We start from the raw sequence: 19,797 nt of genomic DNA, 5'->3' as shown, positions 1-19,797 counted from the left end.
GAAGGTCCGGTAATTTGCATGTTCTGACAGCTGACACCACAGCTGCTGTTTCCTTACCTATGCGGTTTGTGGTGGCATCCATCCTGCTGTTGGCGACCATGGCCCTGCTGGCCACAGCAACTTCAGGTTTCCTTACTCATATGAAAATGAGCGACCTCGAATCGCAGATGTCCCGGATGGATGCCACAGCTTCAATATTATATGCGGGTGGTCCGGGCAGCAACCTTACAATGGAAATAGATATTCCCAGCGGATGTACTGTGGTCATGGGGGCCATGCCAGGGTCTGAAGCAGCGTGGCCTTATGATGCAAAGAATTACTTTATGGAATATGAAGGAAAGTGCACAGTAAGGGAGTCCAGGGCTGCATATAGCAATGAATTAATGGATGGCGTGTCTTTTTTTGGTTCAGGCACGCACCGGGTATTCATGGAAACCACTGTTAACCCATCGACAGGGATGCTGTTCGTCAGGGTATATGAATTGAAACGAAGGGGACTGCAATAGATCAAAATGAAGCAGATGTCAGGTTTTCTCCAGGATGAACGGGCATGGGTGGATTTCGTTCTTTCAAAAACTGCGCTGATACTTGCAAGTGTGGTGGTCATTGCTGCAATATATCACTTTGCAGTAAGTATGGATGAAGTGAACCATCAAAAGGAACTGGATGTGTTATCCACAGAATTGCTATCTTATATTGATAAGGCTGGAAGCAGTCCGGATGAAGTGAACATCACCTATACCTTCAATAAAGAGCACCTTTCTCATTTTCAGGGTCAACATCTGGAAACTCTGATTTCCGGTGAATATGTTGTCGTTTATGCCAATATCGATGGAAGATCAATAATTTCGGCAAAGACTCCTGCTTTCAGAGTATATCCATATCCACCTTCTGTCCTCTATGATGACCTTAGATCAGAATATGGTTCAAGCGGTACTATAATAGAACCCATAAGGGCAGAACATGCGGATATGATAGGGTATTTAACATCAAGAACAGATGAGATCAGTTTTAATGCCAGTAAACAAGTGTACATCCAAAAAACATTTATATATTTTATCGGTGATGTAAATGTGGAAAAGATAGGATATGTGCTGGTTTATCAATGACGACAGGGCTATACTTGAACCGCAGAACGATATTTTCGCTACGGCATTATTGGTGCTGGGTTTTGTGGTTTTTGCTTGCGTTGTATCAAAAACATATATTGCTCATCAGGATAGTGCTTTCGCACTGGAGAATTATGAGCAGGCTTCTCTGATCGCGCAGAGCATTGCTCATTCCCAGATGCTTCAGGGCAGCAGACAGGATCTCATATCTGCTGAAAAGCTCGATACTCTGAACGGTCCGCAAGCTGATCTCCATACTTTGAGCCTGTTCTTTGACAGTTTCTCTCCGAATGTAAACTTCCAGGTAGATATCTCAACGGAGAACGGTGAACATATCTGGCATATCCATAAACCTGCATCTTCATCTTCTTCCATGGGACAGATAGCCGCCTCTATACCTGTCACATTGGAACTCAATCCAATGCAGCAGGTTCCCGGCACATTGACCGTGAAGCTCCTCAAAGATAGATGGAACTCTTAAAAGGATGGTACAGCAATGCAGCTGAAAAACATAGACACCAGAAAAATGTTATACGACAGCAGAGCTTTTTCCTCGACCATTGATGTCATGTTCTTTCTGTTAATGGTATCTCTGTCAGCAGTAGTGCTGATGCCTGCCATGCTTTCTTCAGGACACAATGCAGCAGTTCAGGATGTAGCAGCATACAAGTTCGATGAACAGTTGCTAAGATCTCTTCTGAACAGCAGGGTGGAGAGTTTTGAATATACGGTGATGCCATCCGCTATTTCTGGCATTGTTTCCGATACTCATGAAAATTCAATGTCCATCTACCAAGTCAGTGATATTTTTGCAAAGGAACATGCAACCAGGACGTTTGCAGACCTGATAGCAGAAGGAATGCTGTTTTCACTTCGTGAAGAAAAGAACGGAACATACCGTTATCTGCACCCGTTCAGTGCCGGATATTCAGAAGCCACAGAAAATGTGCTTGAAGAGCATCTGAACAGAAGAATAGGTGGCAGATACAATTACAGGCTTGAGGCAAACTGGCAGCCGGTTCCTGGGTGCGGACCTTCAGGACAGATGGTCTTGGGTGCTGTTCCTCCTGAAAGGTCCTTCAGGCAGAGTGCATTGGTATCTGTACCTTATAGTAATAGTGTAAGTTTGTCAGAGATCTCTTCTCCGGCAGATGATCTTAATTTCAGTCGTGCACTCAGCTCTTCTCAAAAAGAGCATCAATTGCGCAATATGTTCGAGCAATGTATGTCTTTGGCAGCTTCAAGTGCTTCGGGGTCTATAGTAGATATGTACTACCCGGAAGAAAACCTTAGGGATATGTGCAATGGACAGGCCAATTCTGTGCTAATGGGTGATCCTTTTATGGGATTACCTTCCTGTGAGGGAAATATCGGAAGGACCATGGCTACTGATATTCTTGGAAATGCTGCAAATGCAACAGCAAATATGTGTTCAGACCCGCCACGTAATGTCACGATGCTAAGAGAAGATTATGTCTTATCGGTTGGGAACCAGCTTAGGCAGGAGCACACAAATGAGATCTATTTATATCTTTCAGATGTGGTGTCTGAGGAAATAAATACAACAGTACAGGTTATGATGCAGACGAATGACAGCATTACTTTGTTTGAGCTCAGGGATAAACAGCTACATTCTATCTTTATGCATGTGCGACCTCAGGCAGCCGAAGTAACTCTTGTGATATGGTAAGGTCCCTATCACAAATTTTATATGCTATGCTGTTTCATTTACCTCGCCTCGCCAAGGACAATTATAGGCTATCTCTCCATAATGTTCACATAGCCTTTATTGAAATAAACGATATCTACTTTATTTAGATCAAATACTTTATTTACGATTATTAGGAGGAATTCAATGGCAAAAATGCATACCCGGAGAAAAGGTCAATCCGGTTCTAAAAGGCCAATGCGCTCTGAAGCTCCCGCATGGTGCACTATGAGCACAGACGAAATTACAAAAATTGTGCTGGAAATGTGGAAGCAGGGCATGAGCACAAGCCTTATTGGCATGGTCCTCAGGGACAAATATGGAATGCCAGATGTAAAGCTTGCTACTGGGAAGAAGATCACTGCTATCCTTAAGGAAAACGATCAGAAACCACCAGTTCCAGAAGACCTGTACAATCTCATTGTAAAAGCAATAGGCCTCAGGAAGCATGTGGTCCACAATCATTCGGACAATCATAACATCCGTTCCCTGCACAATATTGAATCCAAGATCAGAAGACTTGTGAAGTACTACCAGGTCAACAAAGTACTTCCAGCTGACTGGAAATACAAGCCGGAAACGGCAGAAATGCTCATTACAAGATAATTGTGTATGTACTCCGGCAGGTTATGGCCTGTCGGTGTCTTATTTTATTTCTGCTCTTTAAGAGCAAGGCATCTTTATAATTCTGTTTTCAATCTTGTCATATTCCTGGACTCGAATACAGTTCAAATTACTTAGTCCATATTTAAAAATATAAAACCTTTAATATAAAGACAAAGGTAAAATATAAATTGTTATAGTGCCCACTATAAGACATGAAAGCAGTCATCCTTGCAGCGGGAGAAGGCCTTCGGTGCCGTCCCCTTACTCTTACCCGTTCAAAGGTAATGCTGCCTGTTGCTGACAGGCCGATCCTTGAACACGTTATCCGTTCCCTTGAACAAAATGACATCAAGGACATCCTATTGATAGTTGGTTATGAGAAAGAACGCATAATGAACTACTTCAAAGATGGTGTTGATTTCGGGGTAAATATCCAGTATGTTGAGCAAAAGACACAACTTGGTACAGCACATGCTATAGAGCAGGCAAGAAGCGAGCTTGCAGGTGAACATGAATTCCTTGCTCTGAACGGTGATAACTTCATAGAACCGCAAGTCATCAGTGATCTGATCGAATCCAGACGTGGAGATGCAACCATACTTACCGTCAAGACTGAACATGTGAGCGGATATGGAGTTGTCAGGGCAGAAGGGACAAAGGTACTGGAGATCCTGGAAAATCCGGTTTCTGAGGTTAGTCATCTGGTAAATACCGGAATATATTATTTCAGTTCCAGAATATTTGATTTTATTGGACAAACTCCTCTTTCTCCAAAAGGTGAGTATGCGATAACCGATACTCTCCAAAAGATGATCGAGAGCGGAACCGAAGTATCCATGGCCGCTACCAGATCGTGGTGGCTGGATGCAGTGTATGCATGGGACCTTCTGCGGCTTAATTCTGTGACCCTCGGAAAGATGGGAAAGAACGTCCCGTCCACTGCAGTGGAAGATGGAGCCTATATTAAAGGCAATGTATCAATAGGCAGGAATACTATCATCAGATCCGGATGCTATATAGTAGGACCTGTCATGATAGGAGATAATTGTGATATCGGGCCAAATGCCGTTATATTGCCATCTACATCTATCGGGAATAATGTATCAGTGGATGCTTTCACGAATATCCGCAACAGTATAATAATGAACGATGTGCGCATTGGTTCTCATGGTTATGTATCCGATTCTGTCATTGGTAGCAATTGCCATATGGGTCCGTATTTCATCACAGAGACAGGGACCAACCTGAACATTATAATGAACGAAGAGCTTCATCAGGCTGGAAAATTAGGTACTATCATTGGTGATGACACTGATGTGGGTCACAGGGTCCTTGTAAAAGCAGGGATCATGATATCTATCAATTGTCGTATCGGATCAGGTAATATAGTGGATCAGGTGCTGCACAGGGGTACCCTGGTGCTCTGAGGTGATGATGATGTGTGGTATAGTCGGATACGTAGGTACTGAGAATGCTGTAGACGTCATCATTAGTTCCCTTAAGAAACTGGAATACAGGGGCTATGATTCTGCAGGTGTCACCATTCTGAATGGTGATCTGGAAACATACAAGACCGTGGGTAAGATCTCCGAGCTGGAAAAGATCATTCCAGCAGGTTTTACCGGACACATTGGGATAGGCCATACCCGCTGGGCCACCCACGGGAAGCCCGAAACCAGAAATTCCCATCCTCATCTTTCATCAAATATCGCAGTGGTGCATAATGGTATAATTGAGAACTACATGTTTCTGAAGGAAAAACTGATGGAACAAGGTTATGAGTTCGTATCGGACACAGATACTGAGGTCATAGCACATTTGCTGCACCGAACAATGAAGGATAGTGAAAGATGCAGTTTGCTCGATGCCGTAAGACATATAATGACGGAGATCGAGGGATCTTATGCCATTGCAGTATTATGTACGGATGAGCCTGACCATATCGTACTTGCCCGCAAGGACAGCCCTCTGGTCATTGGACTTGGAGATAAAGGTTACTTTGCGGCATCAGACGTACCTGCATTTCTCAGGTACACAAGAAACGCTGTATATGTCAATGATAAAGAACTTGTGTTGATAAGCCCCAAAGGAGTGGAGTTCTATAATAACGATGGTCAACGTATAGAAAAGCAAGTTGACATCATTGAGTGGAATGAAGAAGCTGCAGAAAAAGCAGGTTATGAACATTTCATGCTGAAGGAGATACATGAACAGCCCACTTCTATTCAGGCTACATATGCAGGTAAGATCTCTGAACTGGAAGGAAGGGTCATACTCGATGAGTTGAAGATGGACGAAGACCAGCTGAGGAATTTGCAAAGGGTCACCATAATTGCCTGCGGCACATCATGGAATGCTGGCTGCGTTGGCAAATATCTTTTCGAGAACCTCGCAGGGATACACACTGATATTGAAACGGCATCTGAGTTCAGATATGGGGATCCGATACTGTGCGGCCAGGTATTCACTCTTGCTATAACCCAGTCCGGAGAAACAGCTGATACACTTGCGGCTATAAGGAGTTCCAGGTCCTACGGATGCAAGGCAGCTTCTATAACCAATGTAGTGGGAAGTACCATTACCCGCGAAACCGATAGTGTGCTTTTTACCCGTGCAGGTCCGGAGATCGGGGTCGCTGCCACTAAAACCTTCACAGCTCAACTTATAGTTCTCTATCTTATGGCCATTCACATAGGCACTGTCAGAGGTCGGTTAACTCCTGAAACAGCGCGGGATATATTAGTGGGTATCAAGCAACTGCCGGGCCAGGTGCAAAAGATCCTTAACAATAAGGATGCAATAAAGAAATGTGCTGAACACTATGCAAAGGTACAGGACTATTTCTTTATTGGCAGGCATCTTAACTATCCGATCTCACTGGAGGGTGCCCTGAAACTGAAGGAGATCTCGTACATTCATGCTGAAGGATATGCAGCGGGTGAACTCAAACACGGTCCTCTGGCATTGATCAGCAGTGCAACGCCTGTAGTTGCCATTGCAACAAAAGGGCACACATATGACAAAGTGCTGAGCAATATCAAGGAAGTCAAGGCAAGAAGTGCCGAAGTTATAGCCGTGGCGAACGAGAGCGATACCGAGATCAATAAATATGTTGATCGGGTCCTAAGGATCCCCGATTGTCATGAACTGTTATCCCCGGTGCTTTCGTCAGTAGTGCTTCAACTGCTTGCATATTACACAGCCCTTGCAAGGGATTGCTCCATAGATAAACCCAGGAACCTTGCGAAAAGCGTTACAGTGGAATGATCTTAAGAGGTTTAGTATTATGAAATTATTTGGTTCTTCAGGTATTAGAGGGCTTGCCAATAAAGAAATTACAGTTGATCTTGCCCTCAAAGTGGGATTGGCGCTTGGCAGGTCCCATAAGTCTGCGGTCATTGGAAGGGATCCCAGGGTATCCAGTGAAATGATCGAATGTGCGCTGGTTTCGGGACTTGTTTCAGCTGGTTGTGATGTTGTAAAGATAGGTATTGTAACAACGCCCACACTTGCTTACGCTGCAAGGAAATATGAGTGTGGAGTGATGATCACCGCTTCTCATAATCCTGCTCAGTATGTAGGTATCAAGCTCTGGAATCCTGATGGAATGGCATTCGATTCCGCACAGCAGGAAGAGATAGAACGCATCATAGAACAGCAGGATTTCGTAGCTGTTCCCTGGAACGAGATCGGGGACATTACATCAGACAGTTCAGCTATAAAAGATCATGCTGAACTCATCCTGAGCAATGTCAAACCTGTCAAGATGAGAGTGGTTGTTGATTGCGGCTGTGCTGCAGGCAGTACTATCACTCCTTTCCTGTTGCGGGAAATGGGTTGTGAGGTCATCACCCTTAATGCACAGCTAGATGGTCATTTCCCTGCACGCAATCCGGAACCAACTGAGGAAAACCTGTGGATGCTCAAAAAGGCTGTGAAAGAATTTGGTGCGCGTGTGGGAATTGCTCATGATGGTGATGCTGACCGGATGATGGCAGTTGATGAGAACGGCGAGTTTGTCTCAGGGGATGAAATGCTTGCTGTCTTTGCATTACGCGAATGTAAAGATTCCGGCAAGCTTGTGGTGCCTGTAGATACTTCCATGATGGTGGCCGATTCCTTACCCCTTTCAGAAGTGGTTTATACGCGTGTAGGTGATGTCTATGTGGCTGAAGAGCTCAAGAAGGTAGGCGCAACGTTCGGTGGTGAACCTTCAGGAAGCTGGATCTTCCCAAGAGTATCATATTGTCCAGACGGCATTCTTGCAGCTGCGCTCCTTGTAGAAATGGTACAGGAAACCTCACTTGCAAAAATGCGTGATGTCCTTCCCAAATATCCTACTAAGAGAGGTACTCTTCCCTGCGATAACATGGAAAAGGAAAGAGTTATGCAGGCCATCGCTGTAAAAATGAAGCAGATGGGTAAAGTTACGGATATTGATGGCGTACGTGTGGAAATGAAAGACGGATGGGTGCTTATCAGGCCATCGGGTACGGAACCTAAGATAAGGATAACATCTGAGTCCCGTGAAAATGTGGAAGAGCTCTATGCAATGGCCGAGAAGATAGTAAAGGAGAATCTTTAATGAAAGCAGTGATCCTTGCAGCCGGTGAAGGTACGAGGATGAGGCCGCTGACCGCTGCACGTCCGAAGGTCATGTTGCCTCTGGCCAATAAGCCAATGCTGGAACATGTGGTACAAGCCTGTATACAGGCAGGTATAAGAGATTTTGTAATGGTCACAGGCTACAGGGAAGAGACCATCAAGGACTATTTCGGAGATGGGAACAAGTGGGGAGTACGCATTGACTATGTCACACAGGAAAAACAGCTTGGTACTGCTCATGCAATTGGTTGTGCCAGAAAATATGTGGATGGGAGATTTGTTCAGTTGAACGGTGACATGCTTGTAGACCCCATGCATCTTGAAAAGCTCATAAAGCACAATGAAGCTGCCGTGATCAGTGTGAAGGCAGTTGACAATCCATCGGAGTTCGGTGTGATCGTCACAGAAGGCGACAAGGTCGTCCGTATCATCGAAAAACCTCTTGTCCCCCCTGCTAAAACAGTCAATGCAGGAATTTACCTTTTCAATGATACTATCTTTGAATATATTGACAGGACACAGCCATCTCCACGTAACGAATATGAAATTACGGACTCTATGCAGATGATGGTGAACGAGGGCATACACGTAGGCTTTGAACCTCTTACCCATGTCTGGCTGGATGTGGGCAGGCCCTGGGATATGCTGGATGCCAACAAAGCTCTGCTTGAAAAGATCAAACCCATCTGTGAAGGTACCGTAGAACCCATGGCCACTTTGCACGGCGATGTTGTCATAGGCGAAGGGAGTATGATCCGCAATGGTGCATATATAATCGGTCCTGTGGTCATCGGTAAGAATTGTGACATCGGTCCCAATTGTTTTATCCGTCCCTCAACTTCCATAGGCAATAATGTGCATATAGGTAATGGTGTTGAGGTGAAGAACTGTGTTATCATGGATGGCACCAAGATCGGACACCTTACATACATTGGTGACAGCGTGGTCGGATACGACTGTAATTTCGGTGCAGGCACAAAGGTTGCAAATCTTCGCCATGATGGCAGGAACATCAAGTCCATCATCAAAGGCAAGAGAGTGGATACAGGTCGGAGAAAGCTTGGGGTCATCATGGGGGACGATGTACATACCGGTATCAACACCAGCATTAATGTAGGTGTTGTTATTGAGAACGGTAATGGCACCAAGCCGGGTGAAGTCCTTATGCAGTGATGGTGATGCAGTTGACCACCGAAAGCACAGCCATGGGCAGGCTTAAAGAGCTTGCAGTAAAAGCTGCGGATGTGATCTCTGCACATAAGTATGTGCGCCTTGTATCTCACAATGATGCTGATGGCCTTACCTCTGCGGGCATAATTTGCAGGGCTCTCTTGAGGAAAGGTATACGTTTCCAGACCACCATTGCAAGCAGACTGGCCCAGGACACTATCGATTCCATTAAGAGCAGTGTTTCTGACGGTGATCTTGTAGTATTCTGCGATATGGGAAGCAGCCATGCAGAACTCATCAGTCAGATCGAAAATGATGTGATCGTCATTGATCATCACATGCCTGTGGGTGACTCTCCTGCAAAGGTAGCCGTTAATCCGCATTATACTGGGATCGATGGAGCCATATACCTCTCGGCTTCAGGCACTACCTACCTGGTGGCAAAGGAGATGGACCCTGACAATGTTGATCTTGCCGGGCTGGCAATTGCGGGTGCTGTCGGAGACAAACAGCTCTTTGAAAGTGCTAATCTGCACATACTTGAGGAAGCCACACAGGCAGGTGTGGTTTCTGTCAAAAAGGGCCTTAAGGTGGGGGGTGGTGATATAGCGGATGTGCTTGAATATACACCGGAACCTTATCTGGACATCACAGGTGACAGGAAGAAGATACACGATTTCCTTGATATCCTTGGGGTGAAAGGGACATTAAGTGAGATGCCTCAGGGAGATCTCAAGAAACTGACATCATCTATCGCTCTCAAGCTTGCGAAGCATGCAAGCCCCGAAGCTGTGGATGCGGCCATAGGGGATGTTTATTATCTTGAAAAAGAGCTTGTGAAGAATGTGTATGACTTTGTTGCCATACTCAATACATGTGGCAAACTGGAAAAGGCTGGTCTGGCCCTGTCCATGTGCATGCAGGATGCATCTGGTGTAGAGGACGCACGCCAGCTGACGATCGAGTACCAGAGGTCAATAGTTGCTGGTATAAAGCAGGCAGAAGGCATGTTGCAGCAAGGAAAGAATATCTGGTATCTGGTAGCTAAGGATATGGACAACACAGGCATGATAAGCAGTACCGTGGTAAGGTATATGCATCCTGAGAAACCCTGTATTGCAACCAATGAAGTGGAGGGGATCGTCAAAGTTTCAGGCCGGGGTACTCGGGCTTTGATAGCTAAGGGTCTTGATCTCTCTTATGCCATGAGGGAGGGGGCTCTTGCTGTGGGAGGTCAGGGCGGAGGTCATAACATCGCATCCGGAGCCTCTATTCCGCCGGGCAGGGTGCAGGAGTTCATTGATATAGTGGATGGTATTGTGGGGCAGCAACTGGGTGCGGATGCAGGTGGCAAAAAATGAGGATAAGAACCACTATTACAATGAAAAGTCCACAAGCTTCGCAGATAGCGAGGAAAGTGGCTTTATCTCTTGCTCCGGACAATCTTTCCGGTATGAGTACAGAAATCGCTGAAGGAATGGCAACGATCAGTTTTGGTACAGAAAAGATCACAACTCTCATTGCTACTGTGGATGACCTGCTCATGAATGCCAGGATAGCCGAGGAAGTGCTGGAGAAGGTTGGTAAAAGGCCTCAATAGTATTCGTCATCATTTTGATCCATGACCATTCTTATTTAGCCGGAGTTTCCATCTCAACCACTTTTGCCAGAGGAGCATTCTTTTTTACGGATTCTATTCCTTTTAGGCAGCCAGCTTTGCTGGCGTAGACCTGGCCCGTGGCTATGATCTCGCCGTTCCTTGCTCTCAATCTGAAACTGTATTTTCCGGTATTATCGGTAAATACTTCGAACTTTGATATCTCATCACCTCCCCATTATGAAACTATCTATAACCTCAGCTAACCCTTACGCATAGATGCTCGTATTCCTCTTCCGCAGCAAAGATCTCTGAGGTGCCTCCTCCTAAAGCACTTCATACCTCAAAAAAAGGTTATTCCCATCTTATAAAAGAGTTCCTTTCGAACGAGTTCAAATGGATCGGAAAGCTGTGGCGTCTATTGTATTTTCTTCCAGAGATCTCTGTTCCTGTCTATCATCTTTTTTTGCTCTTCCATGAGAGCACGTCTGTAAAGCAGGGCAGCTGGATGGTATAGCTTCATGAGGTGTTTGCCCTCTGGTGTGATCATAGCTTCACCCCAATTCAGTGAAGAAACGCAAAATGCCTGTTCTGCCGTGTTGCCCAGCAGTATGATCACGTCAGGACCCAGTAGCTCTATCTGTGCAAGCAGGAAAGGTCTGCACGTCCTAAGCTCATTCTGTGTTGGTTTTCTGTTATTTGGAGGACGGCATTTGACAGTATTGATTATGGCATATTCGTTTTCTTCAAGGTCCATGTAATCTATAAGCCCATCAAGGACTTTTCCTGCCCTCCCGCAGAAAGGAATGCCAGCTTCATCTTCGCTCTTGCCCGGCGCTTCTCCGATAAAAAGCACCTTTGGTCTTTCAGAACCTCTCATTATCACTTTATTAGTGGCATTTTCATTTAACTGGCACAGTTTACATTTCAGTATGTTTGCCGTTATTCCCTGAAGTCCCTGTTTGACCAGTTCACTGTGTGTTATATCAGCTGTATTACGATCGGTGCTCATTTTTAATTACCATTTTTCAATTACTGTTTGTCCTTAGATCTTCCATGAAATGTATCTGTGAGGTGATGAATGCATTATATGGTACATCTATAGCATATTCTTTTGCACGCTGCACCACAGCACCATTTAAGAACTCTATTTCTGTCCTCTTGCAGGCTGCAAGGTCCTGCAGCATAGAAGAATGATGTGCCCTTGTATTTGGCAACTGATACTCTTTCAGATATTTCAGATATTGAGGGGCATTATCCCAGGGCAACAGGACCTTTTCAGCATCCATGATCCTGAACGCTTCATGTACCATTCCTTCTATTATGCTCCATGCATGTGGATTCTCCAGTTTGCCATAGGGTACACTCATTATGGCTCCAAGGGGGTTCAATGCACAATTGTAAAGTGCTTTGGACCAGAGCGCTCCTTTTATATTATCTGTTGTAGACACAGGAACGCCGGCTTGCTGTAGTACATCTGCAAGCTTTTGCACGTTAGCATCCATGCCCGAAGGGAATCTGCCAAGCTGCATAGGGCCACTTTCCACGGATACATGAACACTGGCATCCCCGGTCCATTCGAACCCTGTAATAATAGTGCCCCCGATAACGTTATCTGTATATTCTGCGATTATCTCTTCGTTCCCGATGCCATTCTGGAGGCTTACTACCTCTTTGCCCTTTATCATATCAGCGAACTGTTCACAAATGGATCTGGTGGCAGTGGACTTGGAACTTATGAATATGTGATCAAAGTCCCTGTTCTTTGGTACGTCTTCACCGCAACTGAAAAAGCTGGTCTCTTCTCCCCAGATGCCTGTCATTCGGAAACCATTGGTCCTTATAATGTCAGCATGTTTTTGTCTGCACACAGCATGCACATCAGAGACCCTGGAAAGACGGGCAGCAAGGGACAGGCCTACGGCACCCGCACCTAATATCAATATATCCATTATATCATCACACTTCAAGGCATAATACGGTTAGATAGAAACGACAGGGTATGCAGTACGGACAGATGTGAAATAAGTTTTTTGCTCATTCCTCTTCCTTGGTCACGGATGGAAAATTAATAAAGGATGTAAACCTTTTTGCCTACTGAAAAGCTTACCTACTATGCCGGCTCTTCATTCACTATTACCGAGGAATAAATAAATGGAATTGCATTTCACATTGAAAGTTGCTCTCCGGACGAGTTCGGACGTCACTCCTGCTCGTGAGATGATAGGGGAGTATTTAGAAGAGGCAAACAGGACCATTCTTGTCAAAGGTGCTTCCGATGGTTATGGAGCACAGGTCGTAGAATGGGCTATTGAAGGCAACAAGATAGACTTGGTTGTCGAATCAGGGCGGTATGTACGTGCCCATGATGCTCTCATGCGCATACGCAAACCTCTGGCAGCAAAACTGGGCAAGGATTTCCGTATTGGTCTGAGGGCCATTGAGGTAGAGTCTTTTATGATCACCATGCCGGCTGAAAAACCCTTAAAACAATTGAAGATACCCTATGTGAAGTCCATAGAATATGAGAATGGTGGAATACAGCTGTCCCTTGATGTGGGTGAATCTGAGATAGAGAACAGAGTACCGGACAGGATACTCACTCTGATGGAGGATAAGATCCAGCAGCAATCATATGGTGGCAAGGCAGAGCACTGGCAAGTACTGTGGCAGAGCGAAAAGAAAGAACATAAGTTCTTCGAGGACCCTACGCAGGCAATGGTAAAAGAGGGCTGGCTCAAGAGGGGCGCAAGCCGGGGTCAGTGGATACATGGGCCACAGTCCACGCAGATGTTCCGGGCCTTTGAGAAAATAGTGCTTGAGGAACTTCTGGGTCCATTAGGTTACAGGGAGATGATCTTTCCCAAGCTGGTGCCCTGGGAAGTGTGGCAGAGGTCAGGTCATGCTAAAGGTGTTTATCCTGAGATCTATTATGTATGTCCCCCCAAGACCAGGGACCCGGATTACTGGGAAGAGGTAAGTGATTATTACAAGGTTACCCATGAGGTCCCCACAGCTCTTATAAAAGAAAAGATCGGTGAACCCATTGGAGGGATGTGCTATGCACAGTGTCCTCCTTTCTGGGTATACCTGCAGGGAGAGACCATACCCACAGATGAGTTCCCGATCAAGGTCTTTGACAGATCAGGTACTTCCCACAGGTATGAGAGCGGTGGTATCCATGGTATGGAACGTGTGGACGAATTCCACAGGATAGAGGTCGTATGGCTCGGAACCAAGGATCAGGCATTGGAGTGTGCTAAGGAACTGCATGAGAGATACATGCACATATTCAATGAGATCCTGGAGCTGGAATGGAGAAAGGCCTGGGTGACTCCCTGGTTTATGGCGCAGGAGGGGCTGACCGGTGTAGCTGCCCAGAGCGAGGCTGGTACTACTGATTACGAAGCTGTTCTTCCATACAGGGGAGAGAACGGGGAATGGCTGGAGTTCCAGAACGTGAGCGTCAATGGGACCAAATATCCTTCTGGCTTTAATGTCAAGTGCCAGTCCGGCGAGGAACTGTGGTCAGGTTGCTCAGGTGTTGGTCTGGAGAGGTGGGCTTCTGCCTTCTTTGCTCAGAAAGGTCTTGATCCGGCTAACTGGCCAGAAGGATTCTCAAGGCGTGTAGGGCAAATACAAAAGGGTATTCGCTTCCTGTAAATGATGTTCATCGGTCAGGCTGCTGACCGATCTCTTTATATAGGGACATGTATAGTATAGAAAGCCATTAATCAGGATCTATTCTATGTTAGCGTTCTCAGGAACGGATGCACAGTGAACAGATACATTATTCATATCATCTATCATAAGAATTTACATTGATCGGAGGAATTACTTGGCAAGAAAAGTACAGAAAAAATTAGACAAATGGAAGTCAAAATCCTGGTATAACATTGAAACACCTGAGTTCATAGGCAGGAATAATATCGGCACCACTCTGGCAGAAGAACCTGCACAGCTCATTGGCCGTATTGTGGAAGCTACTGTCGGGGACTTAACTAACGATTTCTCAAAGCATAACACTAAGCTCAAGTTCAGGATCAACGATGTCAATGGGGATGTTGCTCAAACCCGCTTCATCGGACACGAAATAACTACTGATTATCTGCGTTCCATTGTCAAGAGGCAGACCTCCAGGATAGACACTAACCTTAAGGTCACTACCAAGGATGGCTATACGGTCAGGGTGAAACCCATTTGTTTCACTGTGAAGAGGGCAAGGACCAGCCAGATCGAGGGCATCCGCGAAGTAATGGACAGTACTGTGAAGGAAAGAGCAAAAGATCTTAACTTCGAGCAGTTTGTGGAAGAAGCTATTATGGGCAAGCTCTCTGCTACGATATACAGGAACGCAAAGAACATTTATCCGCTCAGAAGGGTAGAGATCAGGAAAACAGAGGTCGAAGGCATACCAGCCGCATGACCTTTTTCCAACACTTTTCCTTTTGCTATTTTTAAAGAATTAAGTTATTCTGCATCCCTGGCAGAAGTATTGTATTCTTTTCGGATAAGTTCCATCATCTCTTTGTTGGCATCTATTACAAAGGCGCCTATGTAGCCACAATGCTTGCAGTGGTATAGCCCTTCTACACCGCCGGCTTCATAATATAGTTCAGGGCTACCGCAGATAGGACATACTTCAATAAGTTCTTCTTCCGGCTGTGTATCATCTGTGAACGCCTCGATCTCTGCTTCTTCGTCTTTCATCTTATCTCCTCTCTTTATATCCTCAACATCTGCCATTCTCACTTATTAAAGTCGGTCAGTGTTGTATATTTACATTTCCTTTATATTGGTCTGCAATCCCTGAGTTTTCCGGATAAGGATAAAATAGTGTTTGATCCTCCAGGTAAGCTATGCGAAATCCTAATATCCAGGGAATCATGCTTTTTCGTAATTCCTGCAATGTAAGGACACCTTTGCGATACGCTTCCATGCAGTCGAGCAGGTACTGCTTTTTGTCAGATCCCATCTTATGGGAAAAATATCCGAACGCATGCATGAATGCATTGGCAACATTGCCCCTTGAAGGTGGTACTAAGGTGATTTCCTTTACAGTTCTCGTGTAAGCTCTTACAATTTCAGCAAAAGGCCGTTGTTTGTGGTCGGCCAGTATCCTGCCCAGAACCTTTGATCTCCTCTGATCATATGCCATGAGCAGCAGTTTATTGCGGCTCTGGAAATCCATGAGTTCCTGTATTGAATTAAGGTGCAGCCTCAGATCGGCATACATGAAGATCCTTGTAAGAAAATGTTCTCTGATCTCCGGGTCCATGAGAGCGACTTCATCTGCATAGGGCAGGTTTGTAAAGCGATCCAGTAATCCTTTTGCCAGAAATCCGGTGCCATGTTTGTGTAATGGCTCCTGAGCATCAGCAGTAGGAAATACTTTTGTTGTTCTTAGTCCACACGAAGGTGATTTTGATTTGAGAATGAATCCATCGACATCCGATAAATTTTCCAGGAAACTGCTGACAAAAAGCTGCATTTTTTCCGTAATGTCCTGACCTGTGGACGGCTGAATCAGCCTTAAATTTTCTCCATTGACAAGCCTTATCGGATCACGAGGTGTCCCCAAGCCTATATCGCCTTCGGGACATACTGTTATGAATTCCACAAAAGGCCGAAAATTTTCTATTATGTCAGAGGTAACCATTTTTCCGTTATATCTGCAGCGTTCAAATCCCAAGCATTTGCTTATGACCACAATGGGGCGGGAAAATGTATGAATAGCCGGACCTCCTTTTTAAGGCATGAGGGTTAGGCAGTATTTATAGGTGGTGTTGAAAGCTGTTCCAAAATTAAAACATATTTTCAATTATTGTTTCTCATCTGTTGAGAGGAACATTTAACTTGAATCAGGTGTTGAAAGAACACCTTATGAAGAATATTTTTGCTGACAGGATGCAGGCCACACGTAAGTCCTTCATCAGGGAGATCCTGAAAGTTACCCAGCAGCCTGAAGTAATATCTTTCGCTGGTGGTCTTCCAAATCCTGGCCTTTTCCCCGTGGAAGAAATTATGTCCGCTGCCAGCAAGGTTCTGTCAGAAGAAGGCAGGAGTGTTCTTCAATATAGTACGACTGAAGGTTATTTGCCTCTAAGGGAATTCATTGCACAGAGGTATCTCAAAAAGAGCGGATTAAATATAGATCCTGATGAGATACTGATCACTAACGGTTCACAGCAAAGCCTTGACCTCATAGGTAAGGTCTTTCTGAACAAAGGTGACAGGGTGGTTATGGAAAAGCCCGGATATCTTGGGGCTATCCAGGCGTTCTCTATCTTTGAAGCGGAATTTGAGGCCGTTCCTCTTCTTGAGGATGGGATAGATGCCGGTTCACTTGACAGAATATTGGATGGAAATAGCGCAAAGCTCTTCTATACAGTTTCCACTTTCCAGAACCCATCAGGAATAACCTACTCCGCACAAAAGAGAAAAGATGTTGCTGCAATCCTCAAAAAGCATAATGTAATATGCGTCGAGGATAATGCATATGGGGAGTTAAGGTTTGCAGGAGAGGACCTGCCGACCATAAGGAACTATTCGGATTATACTATCCTTATGGGGTCTTTCTCAAAGATCATTGCTCCGGGACTTAGAATGGGGTGGATATGTGCAAGAAAGGAAATAATGGAGAAACTGATTGTAGCGAAACAGGCTGCTGATCTTCATTCTAATTATCTCTCACAGAGGATCATCCACCAGTACTTATTGGATAATGACCTCGATGGTCATATTGCAAAAATAAAGGATGCATACGGAAAGCGTCGGGATCTGATGGTCAGCATGATGGCTGAACACTTCCCGGAAAGTGTCAGGTATACAAAACCTGAAGGCGGAATGTTTTTGTGGGTTACACTTCCTGAAGGTGTTTCATCACTTGAGCTGTTCGAACTTGCAATAGAAGAAAATGTTGCATTTGTTCCTGGTGATCCTTTCTACACTGATGATAACAGTGGCAGTAACACTTTAAGATTGAATTTTTCCAATTCAGATAATGAGCAGATAGAGGAAGGAATAAAACGGCTGGCCGTGTGCCTGGAAAGGCTCATGGGGAATGTCCGAAGAGCAAATGCTCAGCATGGCCCCTGAGAACCTTTTTCTCTTCGGATCGTTTAATTCCCGATGAAAATAATACATATTTTTTCTTTTGAAGAGTTAGGTCTCAGACAATTGTCTTGAACCCCCCTGCCTGTTTTGAGCATATTTTTCTGTGTTCTTCTTCATCTCTTATTAAGCCCTTTATGTCCCGGATGAATTCATTCCTGTTCTTTTCGTCGGGGAACATCGCTTCGATCACTGCAGGGTCAGCATCCAAGATGTCTGTATACGCATCACGTGCGAGGATCTCATATTTCATAATTTCATGGAATATCCGTGGTGGCACCATTCCATTGAAATTAAATATCTTTGCCGGAAGGCCCAGTGGAGCAGTCACAGGTACTGGAATATCTGCGATCAAAAGCCACTTTCTCAAAATGTTCCAATGCTTATCAGAGTCATGCGAAAGCTTTTCTAAAGCTTCTATGTTCTCTCCCATAAGCTGAATACGTGCTTCCCAGGTCCCAAGCTGTTCCATTTCAGCTTCGATCCAGTACATGCGTCTGAGAAGCGCCTCCAGCACACTCCTGTCTTCGATAGTTGGCATGTTGTATCTCCGTGGTATAAATATTTTTTTATTATTATAATATTAACTGAATGGATATAATGTTTCCTCTCATCTGAGTATTTTCGATCCCATCAAGTATATATAATATTCAGGTATTACTCGGAGAGTACCTACAGAATATGGAGGGCATACCATCACCGCAATTGCTTTGCTAAGTAGTGGATTAGATTCTGTCACATCCCTTGCAATAGCACAGAGGGAGACAGATGTAAGGCTGGCTTTGATATTTGACTACGGTCAAAGGGCCGCTGCAAGGGAGATAGAGTATTCCCGGAAAGTTGCTGAAAAATACGGTCTCGAACACAAGGTCATATCCCTTCCATGGCTTAAAGACATCACTGCCACCAGCCTGGTGAGCAAGGAAATGGATGTTCCTGAAGTATCTATACAGGACATTGCAGAGGAGTCTGATCCGGACATAACCCGGGACTCTGCAAAGAAAGTATGGGTTCCCAACCGTAATGGCGTTATGATAAACATTGCTGCAAGCTATGCAGAGAGCATGGACTGTAAGTATGTCATTGTTGGTTTTAATAATGAAGAAGCTGTGACTTTTCCCGATAATTCCATCGCATACCTCGACAGTCTTGACAAATGTCTTGGTTATTCGACCCTAAATGGTGTGAAGATGATGGCTCCGGTGGCAGGTCTTGACAAGCAGGGCATCATTCTTAAAGCTCTGGAAACAGAAGCACCCCTTGAATGGAGCTGGAGCTGTTATCACGGAGAAGAAGTTCCTTGTGGTGTATGTGAAAGCTGTACCCGCAGAATGCGTGCTTTCATGCAGGCAGGCATAACGGATCCGCTCATGGCAAGACTTGGTATATTAACGATCTAATGGCAGAGGGAACAATATGAGGTGGATAGTGCTTAAAAAACCTATTGATTACGATGGCAGTCAGATATCGTCCCTTTGGGGATACATGACAGCTGATCTGCAGGAAGATTCAATAATTGCTTTCCGCGGCTCATGCGATGTACAGATCCGCCATATGATCGATCTGGAGGACAGGAAGGAAGGAGATTCCATTTACTCCACCGATATGCTACATTTTGTGATCGAGCATTTTGATTCCACGGATCTCAAGCTTATTTATGCCAGACAGCGCCTGTTCACAGCTATGGTGGCTGAAAGCCTATTACGGAGGGGAATAAATACATCAAGGGCTGGGGATGATCTTTTTGTACAGGGCAAGAAGCTAAGTATTTCCATTGCCAGTACCTCTGCCGTGTCCCAGAAGATACACTTTGGCATGAATGTGGAACATGGAGTCTATGGCTGCCTCAGTGATCAAGGGGTTCCTGAAAAAGACCTGTTCCCGCTGAT

The 19,797-nt window shown here is 45.0% G+C and carries 22 protein-coding genes; 16 read left to right on the top strand and 6 right to left on the bottom strand.

The genetic code is table 11. The features are described 5' to 3' along the window. The first annotated feature begins 14 nt into the window (after positions 1-14). The 11 genes from AB7U21_RS00110 to AB7U21_RS00060 all read left to right on the top strand — a co-directional run bounded on the left by AB7U21_RS00110 (position 15) and on the right by AB7U21_RS00060 (position 10,798). Positions 15-506, top strand: a complete 492-nt coding sequence (locus AB7U21_RS00110; RefSeq protein ID WP_428386343.1) for a hypothetical protein — start codon at positions 15-17, stop codon at positions 504-506. A gap of 6 nt (positions 507-512) precedes the next feature. Next, positions 513-1,109: a hypothetical protein gene (locus AB7U21_RS00105; RefSeq protein ID WP_428386341.1), complete on the top strand. Its 597-nt coding sequence runs from the start codon at positions 513-515 to the stop codon at positions 1,107-1,109. Further along, positions 1,090-1,590, top strand: a complete 501-nt coding sequence (locus AB7U21_RS00100) for a hypothetical protein (RefSeq protein ID WP_428386339.1) — start codon at positions 1,090-1,092, stop codon at positions 1,588-1,590. The genes AB7U21_RS00105 and AB7U21_RS00100 overlap by 20 nt, the downstream gene beginning before the upstream one ends. Positions 1,591-1,605: 15 nt before the next feature. Beyond that, positions 1,606-2,799 carry a DUF7284 family protein gene (locus tag AB7U21_RS00095; protein ID WP_333786441.1) on the top strand — a complete coding sequence of 398 codons (1,194 nt, stop codon included), beginning with the start codon at positions 1,606-1,608 and terminating at the stop codon, positions 2,797-2,799. 165 nt (positions 2,800-2,964) lie between these two features. Beyond that, entirely contained in the window at positions 2,965-3,423 is a 459-nt protein-coding gene (locus AB7U21_RS00090) for a 30S ribosomal protein S15 (protein WP_333786442.1), read from the top strand. A gap of 212 nt (positions 3,424-3,635) precedes the next feature. After that, a complete protein-coding gene (gene glmU / locus AB7U21_RS00085; protein ID WP_428386336.1) occupies positions 3,636-4,850 on the top strand; it encodes a bifunctional sugar-1-phosphate nucleotidylyltransferase/acetyltransferase in 1,215 nt (404 codons plus the stop codon). Positions 4,851-4,860: 10 nt separating this feature from the next. Next, positions 4,861-6,690, top strand: coding sequence for a glutamine--fructose-6-phosphate transaminase (isomerizing) (glmS, locus tag AB7U21_RS00080; RefSeq protein WP_333786509.1), 1,830 nt, complete (start codon positions 4,861-4,863; stop codon positions 6,688-6,690). 19 nt (positions 6,691-6,709) lie between these two features. After that, the gene (gene glmM / locus AB7U21_RS00075; protein WP_333786444.1) at positions 6,710-8,008 is read left to right on the top strand and encodes a phosphoglucosamine mutase; all 1,299 of its coding nucleotides are present in this window, start codon (positions 6,710-6,712) and stop codon (positions 8,006-8,008) included. Beyond that, the gene (glmU, locus tag AB7U21_RS00070) at positions 8,008-9,201 is read left to right on the top strand and encodes a bifunctional sugar-1-phosphate nucleotidylyltransferase/acetyltransferase (protein ID WP_333786445.1); all 1,194 of its coding nucleotides are present in this window, start codon (positions 8,008-8,010) and stop codon (positions 9,199-9,201) included. Before glmM ends, glmU (AB7U21_RS00070) begins: the two co-directional genes overlap by 1 nt. Before the next feature lie 5 nt (positions 9,202-9,206). Further along, positions 9,207-10,559, top strand: a complete 1,353-nt coding sequence (locus AB7U21_RS00065) for a DHH family phosphoesterase (RefSeq protein WP_428386380.1) — start codon at positions 9,207-9,209, stop codon at positions 10,557-10,559. Then, positions 10,556-10,798, top strand: a complete 243-nt coding sequence (locus AB7U21_RS00060) for a KEOPS complex subunit Pcc1 (protein ID WP_333786446.1) — start codon at positions 10,556-10,558, stop codon at positions 10,796-10,798. Before AB7U21_RS00065 ends, AB7U21_RS00060 begins: the two co-directional genes overlap by 4 nt. 31 nt (positions 10,799-10,829) lie before the next feature. On the opposite strand, the gene AB7U21_RS00055 is transcribed toward AB7U21_RS00060, so the two are convergent. The 3 genes from AB7U21_RS00055 to AB7U21_RS00045 all read right to left on the bottom strand — a co-directional run bounded on the left by AB7U21_RS00055 (position 10,830) and on the right by AB7U21_RS00045 (position 12,747). Beyond that, positions 10,830-11,018 carry a YegP family protein gene (locus AB7U21_RS00055; RefSeq protein WP_333786511.1) on the bottom strand — a complete coding sequence of 63 codons (189 nt, stop codon included), beginning with the start codon at positions 11,016-11,018 and terminating at the stop codon, positions 10,830-10,832. 195 nt (positions 11,019-11,213) lie between these two features. Next, positions 11,214-11,807 (bottom strand): uracil-DNA glycosylase, encoded by a 594-nt coding sequence (locus AB7U21_RS00050; RefSeq protein ID WP_333786447.1) that lies wholly within the window; start codon positions 11,805-11,807, stop codon positions 11,214-11,216. Between the two features lie 16 nt (positions 11,808-11,823). Then, positions 11,824-12,747 (bottom strand): 2-dehydropantoate 2-reductase, encoded by a 924-nt coding sequence (locus AB7U21_RS00045; RefSeq protein ID WP_333786448.1) that lies wholly within the window; start codon positions 12,745-12,747, stop codon positions 11,824-11,826. A 202-nt stretch (positions 12,748-12,949) separates the two neighbouring features. On the opposite strand from AB7U21_RS00045, the gene AB7U21_RS00040 reads away from it, so the two are divergent. Together AB7U21_RS00040 and AB7U21_RS00035 are read left to right on the top strand one after the other, a co-directional pair. After that, the gene (locus tag AB7U21_RS00040; RefSeq protein WP_428386333.1) at positions 12,950-14,458 is read left to right on the top strand and encodes a serine--tRNA ligase; all 1,509 of its coding nucleotides are present in this window, start codon (positions 12,950-12,952) and stop codon (positions 14,456-14,458) included. A gap of 175 nt (positions 14,459-14,633) precedes the next feature. After that, positions 14,634-15,221, top strand: a complete 588-nt coding sequence (locus AB7U21_RS00035) for a 30S ribosomal protein S3ae (protein ID WP_333786450.1) — start codon at positions 14,634-14,636, stop codon at positions 15,219-15,221. Positions 15,222-15,265: 44 nt separating this feature from the next. Here AB7U21_RS00035 and AB7U21_RS00030 read toward each other — a convergent pair whose 3' ends face one another. After that, positions 15,266-15,505 carry a transposase gene (locus AB7U21_RS00030; protein ID WP_428386331.1) on the bottom strand — a complete coding sequence of 80 codons (240 nt, stop codon included), beginning with the start codon at positions 15,503-15,505 and terminating at the stop codon, positions 15,266-15,268. Positions 15,506-15,560: 55 nt separating this feature from the next. Further along, entirely contained in the window at positions 15,561-16,505 is a 945-nt protein-coding gene (locus tag AB7U21_RS00025; RefSeq protein ID WP_428386329.1) for a YbgA family protein, read from the bottom strand. 158 nt (positions 16,506-16,663) lie between these two features. Here AB7U21_RS00025 and AB7U21_RS00020 point away from each other — a divergent pair, with 158 nt between their 5' ends. Continuing rightward, complete coding sequence (locus tag AB7U21_RS00020) at positions 16,664-17,893, top strand: PLP-dependent aminotransferase family protein (protein WP_428386327.1); 1,230 nt, start codon at positions 16,664-16,666, stop codon at positions 17,891-17,893. A gap of 73 nt (positions 17,894-17,966) precedes the next feature. Here AB7U21_RS00020 and AB7U21_RS00015 read toward each other — a convergent pair whose 3' ends face one another. Further along, complete coding sequence (locus AB7U21_RS00015) at positions 17,967-18,449, bottom strand: hypothetical protein (RefSeq protein ID WP_333786454.1); 483 nt, start codon at positions 18,447-18,449, stop codon at positions 17,967-17,969. Positions 18,450-18,603: 154 nt separating this feature from the next. Between AB7U21_RS00015 and queC the strand changes: the two genes are divergently transcribed. Together queC and AB7U21_RS00005 are read left to right on the top strand one after the other, a co-directional pair. Next, complete coding sequence (gene queC / locus AB7U21_RS00010) at positions 18,604-19,308, top strand: 7-cyano-7-deazaguanine synthase QueC (protein WP_428386378.1); 705 nt, start codon at positions 18,604-18,606, stop codon at positions 19,306-19,308. Between the two features lie 16 nt (positions 19,309-19,324). Then, the coding region (locus AB7U21_RS00005; RefSeq protein WP_428386325.1) for a DUF366 family protein at positions 19,325-19,797 on the top strand (473 nt) is incomplete at its 3' end.

This window comes from Methanomethylovorans sp. (assembly GCF_050177135.1).
Classification (GTDB): domain Archaea; phylum Halobacteriota; class Methanosarcinia; order Methanosarcinales; family Methanosarcinaceae; genus Methanomethylovorans.
This window is presented reverse-complemented; position numbering and strand designations above follow the sequence as displayed.

Coding starts and splice junctions, on each gene's coding strand:
- AB7U21_RS00095 (WP_333786441.1), top strand. CDS start 1,606: ATGCAGCTGAAAAACATAGACACCAGAAAAATGTTATACGACAGCAGA.
- glmU (WP_428386336.1), top strand. CDS start 3,636: ATGAAAGCAGTCATCCTTGCAGCGGGAGAAGGCCTTCGGTGCCGTCCC.
- AB7U21_RS00040 (WP_428386333.1), top strand. CDS start 12,950: ATGGAATTGCATTTCACATTGAAAGTTGCTCTCCGGACGAGTTCGGAC.
- glmU (WP_333786445.1), top strand. CDS start 8,008: ATGAAAGCAGTGATCCTTGCAGCCGGTGAAGGTACGAGGATGAGGCCG.
- AB7U21_RS00105 (WP_428386341.1), top strand. CDS start 513: ATGAAGCAGATGTCAGGTTTTCTCCAGGATGAACGGGCATGGGTGGAT.
- AB7U21_RS00060 (WP_333786446.1), top strand. CDS start 10,556: ATGAGGATAAGAACCACTATTACAATGAAAAGTCCACAAGCTTCGCAG.
- AB7U21_RS00030 (WP_428386331.1), bottom strand. CDS start 15,505: ATGAAAGACGAAGAAGCAGAGATCGAGGCGTTCACAGATGATACACAG.
- AB7U21_RS00050 (WP_333786447.1), bottom strand. CDS start 11,807: ATGAGCACCGATCGTAATACAGCTGATATAACACACAGTGAACTGGTC.
- AB7U21_RS00100 (WP_428386339.1), top strand. CDS start 1,090: ATGTGCTGGTTTATCAATGACGACAGGGCTATACTTGAACCGCAGAAC.
- AB7U21_RS00045 (WP_333786448.1), bottom strand. CDS start 12,747: ATGGATATATTGATATTAGGTGCGGGTGCCGTAGGCCTGTCCCTTGCT.
- glmS (WP_333786509.1), top strand. CDS start 4,861: ATGTGTGGTATAGTCGGATACGTAGGTACTGAGAATGCTGTAGACGTC.
- AB7U21_RS00090 (WP_333786442.1), top strand. CDS start 2,965: ATGGCAAAAATGCATACCCGGAGAAAAGGTCAATCCGGTTCTAAAAGG.
- AB7U21_RS00015 (WP_333786454.1), bottom strand. CDS start 18,449: ATGCCAACTATCGAAGACAGGAGTGTGCTGGAGGCGCTTCTCAGACGC.
- glmM (WP_333786444.1), top strand. CDS start 6,710: ATGAAATTATTTGGTTCTTCAGGTATTAGAGGGCTTGCCAATAAAGAA.
- AB7U21_RS00065 (WP_428386380.1), top strand. CDS start 9,207: ATGCAGTTGACCACCGAAAGCACAGCCATGGGCAGGCTTAAAGAGCTT.